General features: G+C 65.3%; 13 protein-coding genes. 3 read left to right on the top strand and 10 right to left on the bottom strand.

Annotated elements, in window-relative coordinates; translation table 11 throughout:
- Position 1 precedes the first annotated feature (1 nt).
- Genes hppD through QTI17_RS27710 form a run of 5 tightly spaced genes read right to left on the bottom strand, consistent with a single transcriptional unit; the run spans position 2 to position 5,133 of the window.
- Positions 2-1,087 (bottom strand): 4-hydroxyphenylpyruvate dioxygenase, encoded by a 1,086-nt coding sequence (gene hppD, locus QTI17_RS27730; protein WP_286536884.1) that lies wholly within the window; start codon positions 1,085-1,087, stop codon positions 2-4.
- A gap of 51 nt (positions 1,088-1,138) precedes the next feature.
- A complete protein-coding gene (locus QTI17_RS27725) occupies positions 1,139-2,365 on the bottom strand; it encodes a Glu/Leu/Phe/Val dehydrogenase dimerization domain-containing protein (protein WP_286536883.1) in 1,227 nt (408 codons plus the stop codon).
- A gap of 24 nt (positions 2,366-2,389) precedes the next feature.
- Positions 2,390-3,184 carry an ABC transporter ATP-binding protein gene (locus tag QTI17_RS27720; RefSeq protein ID WP_286536882.1) on the bottom strand — a complete coding sequence of 265 codons (795 nt, stop codon included), beginning with the start codon at positions 3,182-3,184 and terminating at the stop codon, positions 2,390-2,392.
- Positions 3,184-4,113, bottom strand: coding sequence for an ABC transporter permease (locus QTI17_RS27715; protein ID WP_286536881.1), 930 nt, complete (start codon positions 4,111-4,113; stop codon positions 3,184-3,186). The genes QTI17_RS27720 and QTI17_RS27715 overlap by 1 nt, the downstream gene beginning before the upstream one ends.
- A gap of 15 nt (positions 4,114-4,128) precedes the next feature.
- The gene (locus tag QTI17_RS27710) at positions 4,129-5,133 is read right to left on the bottom strand and encodes an ABC transporter substrate-binding protein (RefSeq protein WP_286536880.1); all 1,005 of its coding nucleotides are present in this window, start codon (positions 5,131-5,133) and stop codon (positions 4,129-4,131) included.
- A 173-nt stretch (positions 5,134-5,306) separates the two neighbouring features.
- Here QTI17_RS27710 and QTI17_RS27705 point away from each other — a divergent pair, with 173 nt between their 5' ends.
- Entirely contained in the window at positions 5,307-5,780 is a 474-nt protein-coding gene (locus QTI17_RS27705) for an Lrp/AsnC family transcriptional regulator (RefSeq protein WP_286526708.1), read from the top strand.
- Positions 5,781-5,861: 81 nt separating this feature from the next.
- On the opposite strand, the gene QTI17_RS27700 is transcribed toward QTI17_RS27705, so the two are convergent.
- Both QTI17_RS27700 and QTI17_RS27695 read right to left on the bottom strand, forming a co-directional pair.
- Positions 5,862-6,845, bottom strand: a complete 984-nt coding sequence (locus QTI17_RS27700) for a D-2-hydroxyacid dehydrogenase family protein (protein WP_286536879.1) — start codon at positions 6,843-6,845, stop codon at positions 5,862-5,864.
- Between the two features lie 17 nt (positions 6,846-6,862).
- Entirely contained in the window at positions 6,863-7,852 is a 990-nt protein-coding gene (locus QTI17_RS27695) for a Bug family tripartite tricarboxylate transporter substrate binding protein (RefSeq protein WP_286536878.1), read from the bottom strand.
- 1,025 nt (positions 7,853-8,877) lie between these two features.
- Between QTI17_RS27695 and QTI17_RS27690 the strand changes: the two genes are divergently transcribed.
- Complete coding sequence (locus QTI17_RS27690) at positions 8,878-9,567, top strand: hypothetical protein (protein WP_286536877.1); 690 nt, start codon at positions 8,878-8,880, stop codon at positions 9,565-9,567.
- A gap of 24 nt (positions 9,568-9,591) precedes the next feature.
- Here QTI17_RS27690 and QTI17_RS27685 read toward each other — a convergent pair whose 3' ends face one another.
- Positions 9,592-10,092 (bottom strand): GNAT family N-acetyltransferase, encoded by a 501-nt coding sequence (locus QTI17_RS27685; RefSeq protein WP_286536876.1) that lies wholly within the window; start codon positions 10,090-10,092, stop codon positions 9,592-9,594.
- Between the two features lie 89 nt (positions 10,093-10,181).
- Here QTI17_RS27685 and QTI17_RS27680 point away from each other — a divergent pair, with 89 nt between their 5' ends.
- The gene (locus QTI17_RS27680; protein ID WP_286536875.1) at positions 10,182-11,057 is read left to right on the top strand and encodes an ion transporter; all 876 of its coding nucleotides are present in this window, start codon (positions 10,182-10,184) and stop codon (positions 11,055-11,057) included.
- Between the two features lie 43 nt (positions 11,058-11,100).
- On the opposite strand, the gene QTI17_RS27675 is transcribed toward QTI17_RS27680, so the two are convergent.
- Together QTI17_RS27675 and QTI17_RS27670 are read right to left on the bottom strand one after the other, a co-directional pair.
- On the bottom strand, positions 11,101-11,904 hold the full coding sequence (locus QTI17_RS27675) for an alpha/beta hydrolase (RefSeq protein ID WP_503011114.1): 804 nt from the start codon (positions 11,902-11,904) through the stop codon (positions 11,101-11,103).
- Complete coding sequence (locus QTI17_RS27670; RefSeq protein ID WP_286536873.1) at positions 11,901-14,372, bottom strand: spermine/spermidine synthase domain-containing protein; 2,472 nt, start codon at positions 14,370-14,372, stop codon at positions 11,901-11,903. Before QTI17_RS27670 ends, QTI17_RS27675 begins: the two co-directional genes overlap by 4 nt.
- Positions 14,373-14,374 lie beyond the last annotated feature (2 nt).

Genomic DNA, 14,374 nt, shown 5'->3' with positions numbered 1-14,374 from the left:
ATCATGCCGCGCTCAGCACCCCGCGACGCACCTGGTCGCGCTCGATCGACTGGAAGAGCGCCTTGAAGTTGCCTTCGCCAAAGCCCTCGCTGTAGTCGCCCTTGCGCTGGATGAATTCGAAGAACACCGGCCCCCCGAACGCGGTCTCCGAGAAGATCTGCAGCAATAGTCGCGGCTGCCCGCCCTCGGTGGTGCCGTCGAGCAGGATGCCGCGCGCCTGCAGTTCCGCCACGGGCTGGCCATGGCCCGGCAGGCGGGTCTCCAGCATTTCGTAGTAGATGTCGTTGGGTGCCGTCATCAGCGGCACGCCGGCGAGACCAAGCTGGTCGATGGTGTCGATCAGGTTGTCGCTGAGAAGCGCGATGTGCTGGATGCCTTCGCCGTTGAACTTCATCAGGTATTCCTCGATCTGGCCCGAGCCTTTGGAGGATTCCTCGTTCAGAGGAATGCGGATCTTGCCGTCGGGCGCGGTCAGCGCCTTGGAGGTAAGCCCCGTGTATTCGCCCTGGATGTCGAAGTAGCGGATCTCGCGGAAGTTGAAGAGCTTCTCGTAGAAGCCGGCCCAGAAGGTCATGCGGCCACGGTACACGTTGTGCGTGAGGTGGTCGATCAGCTTCAGGCCATGGCCGGCCGGATGCCGCTCGACGCCTTCGACGAATTCGAAGTCGATGTCGTAGATCGACTTGCCATCTTCGAAGCGGTCGATGAGATACAACGGCGCACCGCCGATGCCCTTGATGGCGGGCAGGCGAAGTTCCATCGGGCCGGTCGCGATCTCGATCGGCTGTGCGCCGAGTTCCAGTGCCCGCGCGTAGGCCTTGTGCGAATCCCTGACGCGAAACGCCATCCCGCAGGCCGAAGGCCCGTGCTCGGCCGCGAAGTAGGCCGCCGGGCTGTTGGGTTCGCGGTTGACGATGAAGTTGATGTCGCCCTGGCGATAGAGCACCACTTCCTTCGAGCGGTGCCTGGCCACCAGCGTGAAGCCGAGCTTCTCGAAGAAGGGCTCCAGGGTATTGGGCATGGGCGATGCGAATTCAACAAACTCGAAGCCCATCAGGCCCATGGGGTTCTCAAAAAGATCCGGCATGGCACTGATCCTGTGGCTGCATTGACGATGAGAGTGAGCGGCGTGCACGCATCAGACGAGCTCGGTCAGCGCGTTCTCGAACGCGGTGCGGGCAATGCCGGTGCGGGCGCCGGAGCGCGCATGGCAGCGTTCGAGCGCCGACGCCACGGTGGCCGAGACGTCGTCGAAGATCGCCGCGTCGGAAATCTCCACGTCGTCCTGCATCAGGAACGCGAAAGCACGCGCCATGCCGCAATTGGCGATGAAGTCGGGAATCACCGCCACCTTCGAATCGGCTAGCTCGTAGATCGGGCCGTAGAAGATCTCGCGATCGGCAAAAGGCACGTTGGCGCCACTGGACACGACTTCGAGCCCGCCCTTGACCAACTGCTCGATCTGCTGCTGCGTCACCAGGCGCGACCCGGCGCAGGGCAGGAAGATTTCCGCGCCCGCACACCAGACAGCACGATTGACGACGTCGAAAGGAAGCATTTCTTTCGCGGCCAATTGGTTGCCCTTCTTCTGAAGGAACAGCGTGCGAAGCTGTTCGAAGCTGAAGCCGTCGGGATTGAGCAGCCCGCCCTCGCGATCGATGATGCCGACCACGCGCGCGCCGGCCTGCGCAAGATAGTAGGCCGCGGCAGAGCCCACATTGCCCCAGCCCTGCACGATGACGCGCTTGCCCGCGACCTCGCCGCCGTAGAGCCTGTAGTAGTGAAGCACCGATTCGGCCACACCCCAGCCCGTGATCAGGTCGGCTACCAGGTACTTGCGGGCGGGGTCAGGCGTGTAGTGCGGGTCCTCGACAACCTTGGCCACGCCCATGCGCAGCTGCCCGACCTTCTGGATGCGCTCGCTGTCGCTCGGCTCGAAGTGGCCGTTGACGACACCCTCCTGCGGGTGCCACAAGCCGTAGCTCTCCGTGATGGGGATCACCTCATGCACCTCGTCGACGTTCAGGTCGCCACCGGTGCCGTAGTAGGTCTTGAGCAGCGGCGTCACCGCCTTGTACCAGCGCCGCAGCACGTCGTTCTTGCGCGGATCGGCGGGATCGAAATCAATGCCCGACTTCGCGCCCCCAATGGCCGGGCCGGAGACGCTGAACTTGACCTCCATGGTCTTTGCCAGCGACTCGACCTCTCGCCGGTCGAGCCCCGGGCGCATGCGCGTGCCACCACCGGCAGCACCACCGCGCAGTGAGTTGATGACCACCCAGCCCTTGGCGGGCGTCTCGGCGTCGTGCCATTCGAAGACGATCTCAGGCGCCTTGTTTTCGAAGCGATTCAGCAGTTCTTTCATTTCGGTCTTTCAGATTCTCTGGAGTCAGGCCAGAAGCAATTTGTCGTCGTCGAGCTTCTCGCCACGAGTCTTCTCGAACATGTGCAGCAGGTCGGGCACGTCCATTCCGGCGCGCTCGACGCCCTTGACGTCGAGGATCACGCGGCCTTCGTGCAACATCACCGTGCGCGTGCCGTAGTCGAGCGCCTGGCGCATGCTGTGCGTGACCATCATGGCCGTCAGCTTGCCGGCCTCGACGATCCTCGCGGTGAGTTCGAGCACGAAGGCGGCGGTCTTCGGATCGAGCGCGGCCGTATGCTCGTCGAGCAGCAGGATGCGCGACGGCTGCAGCGAGGCCATCAACAGGCTCACGGCCTGACGCTGCCCGCCGGAAAGCAAACCCATGCGGTCGCTCAGGCGGTTCTCGAGCCCGAGGTTGAGGATGCTCAGCTTCTCGCGGAACAGTTCGCGCAGTTTGCGCGTCAGCGAGAAGCCAAAGCTGCGGCGCGCACCGCGCTTCCACGCCAGCGCCATGTTCTCCTCGATCGTGAGCGCTTCGCAGGTGCCGGCCATGGGGTCCTGGAAGACGCGCGCGACCAGGTCCGAGCGCTGCCATGCCGAGCGGCGGGTGACGTCGCTGTCGTCGATCTGGATGCTGCCGCGGTCGACCGCGAGGTCGCCGCTCACTGCGTTCAGGAAGGTCGACTTGCCGGCCCCGTTGGAGCCGATCACGGTGACGAACTGCCCTGTGGGGATGTTCAGGTCCAGCCCGCGCAGCACCCGGTTCTCGATCGGGGTGCCGGGGTTGAAAGTGATTTCAAGGCCTTTGGCGCGCAACATTACTTGGCCTCCTTCACGACGTGCGTCGGATTGGCGCGCACGCCGGGCCACAGGCCAGCCAACTTGCGCTTGTAGGTTGGAACGAGCAGCGCGAACGCGACCAGAACGGCGGTCACCAGGTTCAGGTCCTGGGCCTTCAGGCCGATGAAATCGCTGTTGAGCGCCAGCGCGATGAAGAAGCGGTAGAGCACGGCCCCGAGGACGCAAGCCAGCGTCGTGATGACCAGGCTGCGCGCCGGCAGGATGGTCTCGCCGATGATCACGGCGGCCAGGCCGACCACGATCGTGCCGATGCCCATCGAGATGTCGGCGCCGCCCTGGCTTTGCACGAACAAGGCCCCGGCCAGTGCGACCAGCCCGTTGGACAACGCCAGGCCCCAGACCGTCAGCCGGTCGGTCGAGATGCCCTGCGAGCGGGCCATTCGCGGATTGCCACCTGTGGCGCGCATGGCCAGGCCGACTTCCGACGCAAAGAACAGGTCGATCAGAACCTTGGCGGCGACCACGACCGCAAGCAGCACCAGCGGCTTGAGGAGGTAGTCCGGCAGACCGCCGAATTCGAGCAGGCTGAACACCGTGGGCTCGTCGATCAGCGCAATGTTGGGCTTGCCCATCACGCGCAGGTTGACCGAATAGAGCGCGATCATCACCAGGATGCTGGCGAGCAGCTGCATGATGCGCAGCCGCACGTTGAGCCACGCGGTGAGATAGCCCGACAGCGCGCCGGCGACGATGGCCGCCGCAGTGGCGGCAAACGGGTTCCAGCCCGCGACAATCAGCGCCGCGGCAACAGCACCGCCGAGCGGGAAGCTGCCGTCGACCGTCAGGTCGGGGAAATTGATGATGCGGAACGAGAGGAAGACGCCCAGCGCGACCAGTCCGAATATCAGACCGATCTCGATGGCACCCAGTGAAGCAATGAGCGACATGTTGGCGATGCCGGTTTACTTGATCACCACTTGCGCGGACTTGACGAGCTCGTCCGGCAGCGTCACACCCTGCTTCAGCGCAGCGCCCGGATTGACGTGCAGTTCGAAGGTGTTGCTGGTCTGCGAGGCGATCGTGCCCGCCGCCTGGCCCTGGAGGATGCGAACCACGATCTTGCCGGTCTGGTGGCCGATGTCGTAGTAGTTCAGGCCCAGCGCCGCGACGGCGCCGCGCTTGACCGCGTCGGTGTCCGCCGCGACCACGGGGATCTTCGCCTGCTGGGCCACCTTGACGATGCCCTCGAATGCCGACATCACGTTGTTGTCGGTGGGCGCGTAGATGACATCGACCTTGCCGACCAGGCTCTGCGCCGCACTCGCCACGTCGACGGTTCGCGCCGCGGCGCCCTCCACCAGCGTCATGCCGGCGGCCGGCACGGCCTTCTTCAGCGCCTCGATGATCGCCACCGAATTGGCCTCGCCCGGGCTGTAGATCACGCCGACGCGCTTCGCGTTGGGAACGACCCGCTTGATCAGCTCGAGGTGCTTGTCCAGCGGAGAGAGATCGGACACGCCCGTCACGTTGGTGCCCGAGGCCTCCCAGCCCTTGACCAGCTTGGCCGCGACGGGGTCGGTCACCGCGCTGTAGACGATCGGGATGTCCTTGCTCGCCGCGACCACGGCCTGCGCCGAAGGCGTCGCGATGGCGACGATGACGTCGGGCCGCTCGCCCACATATTTGCGGGCGATCTGCGCGGCCGTGCCGGTGTTGCCCTGCGCGCTCTGGTATTCGTACTTGAGGTTCTTGCCGGCTTCGAAGCCGGCCGACTTCAGCTCGTCCCTGACGCCGTCGCGCACGGCGTCGAGCGCCTTGTGCTCGACGATCGCTGTGACCGCGACCGACTTCTCGACAGCAAAACTGGGCGTGGCCGCGGCTGAAGCGACGGCGGTGGCGATCAGGGCCAGGGAGGAGCGCAAGAAAGAATGTTGCACGTTGATGTCCTTGTGAGAAATAGTCGGCATGGTTCAATTTCGAAGACTGCTTCGACCGGGAACCTGTTTGATCACCGTCTGCGGCCGTCTTCTAGGGGAAGAAGTGTGAACTTCCGCACGAACAATCTGCTTTCATCGGGGGCTGGGGCGAACCCTTGGACAAGCAACATAATTTCTCGTTGATCACAAAAAAGGAGACGATCTTGTACGACCCCGATTTCGACCGTACCGACCGCAAGATCCTGGCCTTCCTGCAGGAGCACGGGCGCGCGTCCAACCTGGAGCTTGCCGAGGCTGCGGGCCTGTCGCCCGCCCAATGCCATCGCCGCCACCGCCGACTGGAGGAAGCGGGATTCATCGCACGGTATGAAACGCGCCTGGCCCCAGCGCGGCTTGACCTGCATGTGGTGGCCTTCATCCTCGTGGCCATGGAAAAAGGGCATATCCGCGACCTGTCGAAATTCACCAACGTGGTCATCGACATGCCGGAGGTGCTCGAGTGCTACTCGATCACCGGCGACTACGACTTCGTCATGAAGGTCATCGCGCGCGACCTCAAGGGGCTGTCGCGGTTCCTGATCGACAAGTTGATGCGGCTGCCGGGCGTCGACGGCGTGCGTTCCAGCGTCTGCCTGGACGAATTCAAGTGCACGAGTGCCCTGCCGCTACCTGAATGACGGCGACGCCTCGGCGAAACAGCGCGCTCGGAGGACGATAGTCAACGGGTTCTGGGGCGAGAAACGGGAGTCCGGTGTCGCTCAGGCCCTGCGGCGCGAGGCCTCCAGCGCCTCAGGATTGACGACATCCACGAGCCTCCCTTCGGCAAACTCATTGATGTTGTCAAAGGCGATGCCGAAATAGCGCTCGTAGTTGTCCTTCTCGACGTACCCGATGTGAGGTGTGCACAGCACGTTGGGCAATGCGAGCAGCGGATGATCCCGTGCCATGACGGGCTCCTGTTCGTAGACGTCGACCGCCGCGAACCCGGGACGGCCTGCGCGCAACGCCTGCTCGAGGGCGCCCTTGGCGACCAGCTCGGCGCGGCTGGTGTTGACCAGCAGCGCCGTGCGCTTCATCCGGGCGAGGTCGTCGGCCGTGATCAGTCCGTGGGTGTCCGCGGTGAGCCGCACATGCAGGCTGATCACGTCGCTTTCGGCGAAGAAGGCTTCGCGCGACGGTGCTACCTCGAAGCCGTCGGCACGCGCCGCGTCGGTCGATGCCTCGCGGCCCCAGACCCAGACCTTCATGCCGAACACCCGGCCGTAGGCGGCCACCTGGCGGCCGATGCGTCCGTAGCTCCAGACGCCCAGGCGCTGTCCACCGAGCTGCTGGCCGACGTGCCCCTGCCAGAGCCCCTGGCGCATGCGGTTGGCCTCGTCGACCAGATGGCGCCGGCTCGCGAGCGCGAGCGCCCAGCTCAGTTCCGCAGTGGCGGACCCTGCGCCGCTGCCTTCGGCCACGAGCACGCCGCGCGCCGTGCAGGCCGCCACGTCGACGTGGCCCGCGAGCTTGCCGGTCTGGCTGATCAGTCGGAGCTTCGGCAGGCGGTCGAGCAGCGCCGCATCGATGCGCGTGCGTTCGCGCGTCAGCACGATGGCGTCGGCATCGGCGAAACGCTCGGCCAGCGCGTCGGTGCCCTTGACCGTGTCGTTGAAGATGCGCGCCTCGTGGGCATCGAGTTTCGAGAAGCAGTCCAGGCCGCGGACGCAGTCCTGGTAGTCATCAGGGATCGCGATGTGCATGTGAGAGCGCTCCTTTTTCATTGCAGCGTGATGTGAAGCTCTTCGACCGTGCGCTTCCACATCGCCAGGTCGTTGCGCACGAGCGTCGTGAACTCCTCGGGCGGCATGCCGCCGGGAGCGATGCCCTGGGCCTTGAAGAGATCGCGCACTTCCTTCGTGTCGAGGGCGCGCTTGACTTCGGCGTAGAGGCGCTGCGTCACAGCCGCCGGCGTGCCGGCCTTGAGCAGCAGGCCGTACCAGCCATGCACCTCGAAGCCGGGATAGCCCTGCTCGGCCACGGTCCGCACGGCGGGGAGTCCGTCGAAGCGCGTGGCCGTCGCGACGGCGAGCGCGCGCAGCTTGCCGGCCTGAATGAACGGCAGGGCGCTGCTCATGTCGAGAAACATGAACTGGATCTGCCCGCCCAGGAGGTCCTGCACCGCGGGGCCGGCGCCCCGGTAGGGCACGTGCGTCGCGCGGATGCCGGCACGCTGCGCGAACAGCGCCGCGCCCAGGTGCGCCGAGGTGCCGTTGCCGGACGAGCCGTACGACAGACCGTCTGGTCTGGCCTTCGCGCTCGCTACCAGTGCCTGCAGATCAGGCGCGGGGAAATCGGTGCGCACCACCACGGCGTGGGGCACAAAACCCACGACGGTCAACGGCGAGAAATCGCGCAGCGTGTCGAAGGGGTAGCCGGGCATCAGCGCCGGATTGGTGACCGCCAGGATCGACGGAAAGACCAGCGTGTAGCCATCGGCCGGCTGGTGTTTCACCTCGCTCATGCCGATGACGCCGCCACCACCGGGCTTGTTGTCGATGATCACGGGCTGGCCCAGGTGCGCCGACATGATCTTGCCGATCGCGCGCGCCATGAGGTCGGTCGGGCCGCCGGGCGAGAACGGCACGACGATGCGGACCTGCTTCGATGGGAAGGCGTCGGCCCAGGCGCGCGGGGCAAGTGCCATGAGCGCGAGTGCGCCTCCCATGGCGTTGAAGTGACGCCGGGACGGGGCGGGAGTGGGGGGCATGAGGGTCTCCTTGGGGGTGCATCGCTGCGTGCGAACATCTTTTGACTCGACGCGTCAGTCTAGGTCTGGGGTGCACCGGCCGCATCCGGCTCATTCCATTGCATGGAATTGAAGGGCGCGCTTCGGAGGGAGACGGACCGAGTTCTCGTGCAGGGTCTCTCAAGGGCCGCGTCGGACCAGCAGCCTGCCGGCGGCTCTGCAGCGCCACATCAGACGAGGTTCGGGCGGACCCTGCGAGGGCCTGTAGGTCCTCTGTAGGCAACCTGCCCGCGACTTCGTATTGCCCAGTGCGCGGATGGACTACCAGGCAGACCAAGCCCGACGCACCAGGTAGATGAGCGCCCCGACTGCAGCCAGTACGGTGAGCGTACTGAGAGTCAGGTCGGCTCTCTCAGCGTTCTGGTCCCCGCTCATCCGATTGTCTCGGCGCACTGGCTTCGCGGCGGCCTCAGCGAATGGGGTGTATACCGCCCCCCCAAAGTCTGCGTCACCCTCGGTACGCGTCGTCATCAGGGCGTCGTTCGGGCGCTCGCTCGACACGACCGACGCGTTGCCGGTACTCACGCGGGCCGCGTCCTGCTGCATACGAAAGGTGGCACCTGCTGCCGGCAGTACCGTCACGGCAAGTGCCGCGAATGCGACCGAGATTAGAGCTTTGAGCGACATGCTGGTCCCGCTTTCGGATTCAACTACCTGTCCTTTACTTGACATTACAGCGAATAGTGCAAGGACGCCAGTACGTTTCTCCCGTGTCACCCAATAGTTACGAATTTCATTCTTTTTTGGCGCTACATCGGTGCACTGTCACCCTCGAGTTACGGAATAAAAATTCCTTCGAGTCACTTTCTTTCTGAGAGATAACAGCCCTCTTGTCAGCACAGTTAATTGATTCATTGACAGTGGCCAAGCCTCGGCCTAATCTCCGCCGCCAGTCAGCGCCAAACGAGTTCATTCAAGGTAGCGTTCTTTGCCTCACTTGCGGTTTCATTGTCGAGTCGTTCAATCCAACCTGACAGGAGTTCACCGTGAATAAGAAGCTAAGAGATGCAGGTCAAGCGCTCATAGTCGCATCGGCGTTGATTGTGCCCGCAATCGGCAGGGCTGATGCTGTGCCACTTGACGAGTTGAGTGCGCAGTGGTGGCAGTGGTTGCTCTCCATCCCGGAAAAAGACAATCCCAACCTCGACATCAGCGGTGACGATTGCATGGTGGGCCAGCGCGGGTCAATTTGGTTTCTCGCCGGGACGTTTGGTGGCGCCGCCAGTCGTACCTGCAGCATTCCGCAAGGCACGACCCTCTTTTTCCCAGTCGTTAACAGTGTGCAAGTGAATACACCGGGCGACTGCGGGCAAGATTCAAGCGTGACCTTGGATGTCGATACAATGCGAATGAACAACGCCGGATTTATCAATGGAATCACGATCAAGACGGTTACAGTTGATGGCGTTGCTGCTGGAAGCATTTCCAGAGTCAAGTCAGTGCCATTTGTTACCGCATTGCCAGCGAAGAACATCTTCGTCGATTTCTGCAGGAAGGTTCGCCCCAAGGGTCAGCGACCTGGAATCTTTTCGCCATCCGTCGATGATGGTTACTACGCAAAGATTGACAATCTGAGCCTAGGGAGCCATATGTTGCAGATCACTGCGAGTAACGGCAATGGCTTCGACCTAAGCATTTCGTATGTGCTGAATGTCGTACAAGTTTCATTGAAATAGCGAAGGACGTTCTGGCGTCGGCAGTCATGCCAAGGCGCGCCGCATCTCGCGGACCACTATCGAGGGCCTCTCTTCCAGCGCCCGCGCCACCCCGGTAAAGACAAAGCCGCAGCGCTCGTACAGGGCGATCGCAGCCCCCTCGTCGTGTCCAACCCAAAGGCGGGCCATGACAAAAGCTTGTGATTGCGCCCAGCCAATGACGTTGTGCACCAACAAAGTTCCCGCGCCGCGCCGCCGGTATTGCGCATCGACCCAGACACCACCCAGCCTTGCCCCCTGGCGAATCTGACGATCCTGCAATCCGTAGATCATTCCGATCGGGCGTTCGACGTCGAGCGCGACAACCATCGCGTCCACCGAGCACACGCGCTGCGTCAGAGCATTCCAATAGTCAGCGTCCTTGTGCTCGAGCGATTCCAGTGTGTCGCCGAAGGCGCGTGGCGATTCCCTCAACGCTTCGAGCCGAAGCTGTCGGTGCAGATCGGCTTCGTCAGCCCGCAAGTGGCGAACATTCAGTAAGGTCACCGCGCGACGATACCTCAACGAAGGTGGATTGACTTGCCTGCTCGCCGGCGGTCCCGGGCGCTACTGGAGCTTCGCGTACGATCTCTTCCATGACGACCAGTCTCGCCTCGCGCGCAAGGGATGCGCAACCTTATGGGCGCCCCGCGGCGGGGTTGCGGCTGAAGGTGTACACGGTCATCTTCGAGGCCGACACGCGGGCCGGACGATGGTTCGACCTGGCGCTGATCGCAGTCATCCTCGCCAGCGTCGCGGTGGTGATCCTCGACAGCATCGCCTCGGTGCATGCCAGATACCAAGCGCTGTTCGGAGCGCTGGAATGGATCTTCACGCTGGCTTTCACGCTGGAATATGCCGCCCGCCTCGCATGCGTCCAACGTCCGCTGCGGTACGCGCGCAGCGTGTTCGGCGTCATTGATCTGCTCGCCGTGCTCCCGACATACCTTGCCGCCTTCGTGCCGGGCCTGCACGCGCTGATCGACGTTCGGGTGCTGCGATTGCTGCGCCTGTTCCGGATCCTGAAGCTGACCGAGTATGTCCATGAGTTCGGTGCGCTCGGCCGCGCGCTGGCCGCGTCCCGGCGAAAGATTCTGGTCTTCATGGCCTTCGTGATGCTGGTCGTCCTGATCATGGGTACGCTGATGTACGTGGTCGAAGGGCCCGCCCACGGGTACACGAGCATCCCGGTCGGCGTGTACTGGGCGATCACTACGATGACGACAGTCGGCTTCGGCGATATCACGCCGAAGACCGATCTCGGCCGCATGATTGCCTCTCTGATGATGCTGCTCGGGTGGGGCACCCTGGCGGTGCCCACCGGCATCGTGAGCGCGGAGTTCACGGCAATGCGCACGGCGCACGAACCCACCACCCGTACCTGCCACGAATGCCTGAGCGAGGGGCACTCGCCAACGGCGCGATTCTGCAGCGATTGTGGTGCGCCGCTGCCGCCCTGGCAGAACGACTAGATGGCCCATCCCAACCCCGCCCTGCTGGCCTGACCCCGGTCCATCAGCGCGAAGCAGGCTCGCCGAGCAGGAAGCCCAATGCGCTGCGCCACCAGGCATCGTCGACGTAGCGGATCCAGTCGTTGTGGTCGGCGGCGCGGACCACCTCGAGCCGCTTGGGTCCGGGCAGCGTCTCGTACAACGCCGTGCCAAAACGGGCCGGAATGATGCGGTCTCGCTCTGCGACGGCCACCAGCACGGGGCGGCCGATCTGCGCGAGGTGAACGACGCTGTCGTAGCGGTCGCGCAGCAGCCAGCCGACCGGCAGCCACGGATAGTGGTGAGCCGCGACCTGTTCGAGCCTGTCCCAGGGCGTGATCAGCATCAGGGCCGCGACCTGCTCGCGTTGACTCGCGGCCGCCGCGGCGGCCACGCCAGCACCGAGGGACTCGCCGATGAGCAGCAGGGGCGAGCCGTGCAGCCGATGCGCCAGCGCGATGGTCTGCGCAGCGTCATCGACCAGGCTGCGCTCGCCCAGCGCGCCGTCGCGCGGACCGTAGGCCGGGTACTCGGCCAGGATGACGCGCAACCCGAGGCGGGTGAGCATCGCGGCGTAGTAGCCGCGATGCCCGGCGTGTCCGGCATTGCCGTGGAAGACGATCGCCGTCCCGCGCGCAGGGCCTGGTGGCTCGGCCACGAGGCCACGGAATTCGCCCTCCGCCGGCCAGGCGACGAGGCCGGCGGACGCCATCTCGGCGGCCGGCGCGCGGGCGGGGTGGTAGAGCAGGCGGTCCTGGAACATGGCGGGTGCTGCCAGCGCCATCGCGCAGGCAGTGACGAGCCAAAGCATGATCGCGGCAGGTTTCATCCTCTTGGGTCAAGGCGCTTCGACGATCGATCATCCTTCGGCGAAGCCGATGCGCTGTCAAGCCCGCCGGGAAGCGCCGCGGCCGCCACGCCATACAGCAGCAGCGCCGCGACGACCACGGCGGTGAAGCCGATGTGGATCGCGAGCAGCGTGGCCAGCACCGCGGCCGTGACCGAGGCGCAGCCGTTGATGCCCCAGGCCCAGGGAACGAGCCGGGCTTCGGCCGCTTCCACCCGGGCCAGGCCCAGCGGGAAAGGCATGCCCATGAAGAAGGCCAGCGGGGCGATGAGGGTCACCGCGATCAGGATCCGCGCCGCATCCGGCAAGCCCATCGCGTGCTTGAAGAGCCAAGGCAGCACGAGCAGGCAGAGCGCCGCCGACATCGCGATGCCGGCCGCCACCGCCAGCACCGGGCATCCCTCGAGCCGAGCCGACACGCCGCTGCCGATACCGGCGAAGAGCAGGAACGCGAACAGCACGACGGCGATCGCGTACAGCGGATGGCTCAGGAACAGCACGAACTTCTGGATGAACGCGATCTCGATGAACATGAAGCCGAAGCCGATCGCGAGGAAGTAGACCAGCACGCGTCCGCGCGACACGCCGGGCGTTGCGCTCACTCCGCGCAGCGCGCCGGAACGCGCGACCCATGCCAGCGGCAGCCCGATCAGCAGCAGGCTCGCGACCAGCGCCTGGACCAGCGTGGCGACGAGCACCGGGTAGCCCCATTCGATCAGCGGCAGGCCGCCCTGCTCCTTCAAGGCCAGCAGTTCGGGCAGCGACCGCCACTTGAAGAAGTGGAAGAAGTGCGGCTTGTCGTCGGTGGCTGGCTCGATGTGGAACTTGTAGCGCCCCATGAATTCGCCGCGCTCCGGACCGAGCAGCGCCTGCGCCCCGTCGAACAGGTCCGGCCCCTCGACCACGTTGAAACGATTCGCTTCGCCCTGCCGCATGCCGGGGTAGAAGGCCAGGTCGAAGGAGCGCGCGACGCAGAAGGCCTTGACGGCCGCGATGTCCTCCGGGGTCAGCGCGCCGTTCTTGACCAGCAGCGTGGCGGTCTTCCAGCTTCGTATCAATGCCAGCCGGGAAGCGGGGTCGCCGACGCCCGATCGCTCGAGCGCCACCACCGCAGCGGCGAAAAGCTTGAGTGCATCGCGCGCAGGCAGCGTGACCCAGCGCGTGACTGCGAGCAGGCCGCCGGGCTGCAGGTGGCGCAGGTCGTCCTGCAAGGCCTCGACCGTATAGAGATAGTTCTCGGCCAGTGCGTAGAGACCGGCCGACGACGCACTGAAGGAATCGAGCAGAGCGACCTGGATCAGGTCATAGCGCTCGCGGCTGGCCGCGATGAAGCCGCGCGCCTCGGCCACGTGGACATGCGCCATCGGCCCGTAGACGCCCCCCGCGGCACCCGCGAACGGGCCCTGCACCAGCTCGACGATCTGCGGGTTCAGCTCCACCGCATCGATGCGGCGCGCGCCGTGATAGTGCGCCTGCAGCACGTCCTGCCCGGCGCCGGCGCCCAGCACCAGCACGTGCGGCGCGCGAAGCAGGTGATAGGGCAACGCCGAGCTGATCTGGTCCAGATGGGCCAGGGTGCCGCGCCGGCCGTCGAAACGGGTCAATGCATTGAGCCCCTCGCCATCGGTGAACACGCCCCATTGCGGCGGCGGCTCGGTCGATGCGGTGAGGCTCAGGCCCGGTGCATGGCGCAGCGGGATGCGCGGGCTCTCGACCACGCTGACGAGGCCCAGGGGGCTCGATCGCTGCGCCACCACCCGCGCGCCCGGAATTCGCAGGGTCTGCGACAGCTCCTTGTAGGGCGACATCGCGGGCGCCATCCATTCCGAGGGCAGCACCAAGGGCACGCCCGCCAGCGCCAGCAGCGCCAGCGCCGGCCAGCGCCGGCGACCGCCGCATTCGATCCAGCCGACTGCCGCCGCGACGCAGCCGAGCGCGCCGATCAGTTGCAGCGCGTCGGCCGGCGACAGCACGAACAGCAGCGCCACGATGCCCAGGCTCCCCGCGCCGGCGCCGAGGATGTCGACGCTGTAGATGCGCGACACCTGGCCGCGAAAGCGCGACAGGGTCATGCAGACGCAGGCGCCGGCGCACAGGAAGGGCAGCAGGAGCAGCAGGTAGACCGCCAGCAGCCACCCCGGCTGGCGCGGGTCCCAGAACAACTCCAGCGGATTGAACGGTACCTGCTGCGCCAGCATGAAGCAGGCGATCGCACCGAGCCCGAAGCCCGAGGCGGCGGCGCAGAAGAGCGGCGCGAAATGCTTCCGCACGGCGGCTTGCGCGAGGGTCAGCAGCGCGCCGCTGGCCCCCCAGCCGAGCAGCGCGAGGCTGATGATCATGTAGGCGAAGTGGTGCCACAGGATGACCGAGAACAACCGCATCAGCAGGATCTCGTAGGCCAGCGCCGCCGCCGACACCAGGGCCACGGCGATCAGCGGCGCGGCGGCCATCG

The organism is Variovorax sp. J31P179, from assembly GCF_030316985.1.
GTDB classification, from domain to species: Bacteria; Pseudomonadota; Gammaproteobacteria; order Burkholderiales; family Burkholderiaceae_C; genus Variovorax; species Variovorax ginsengisoli_B.
The sequence above is the reverse complement of the archived record's forward strand: the minus strand, read 5'-3'. Positions and strand labels throughout refer to the sequence as shown.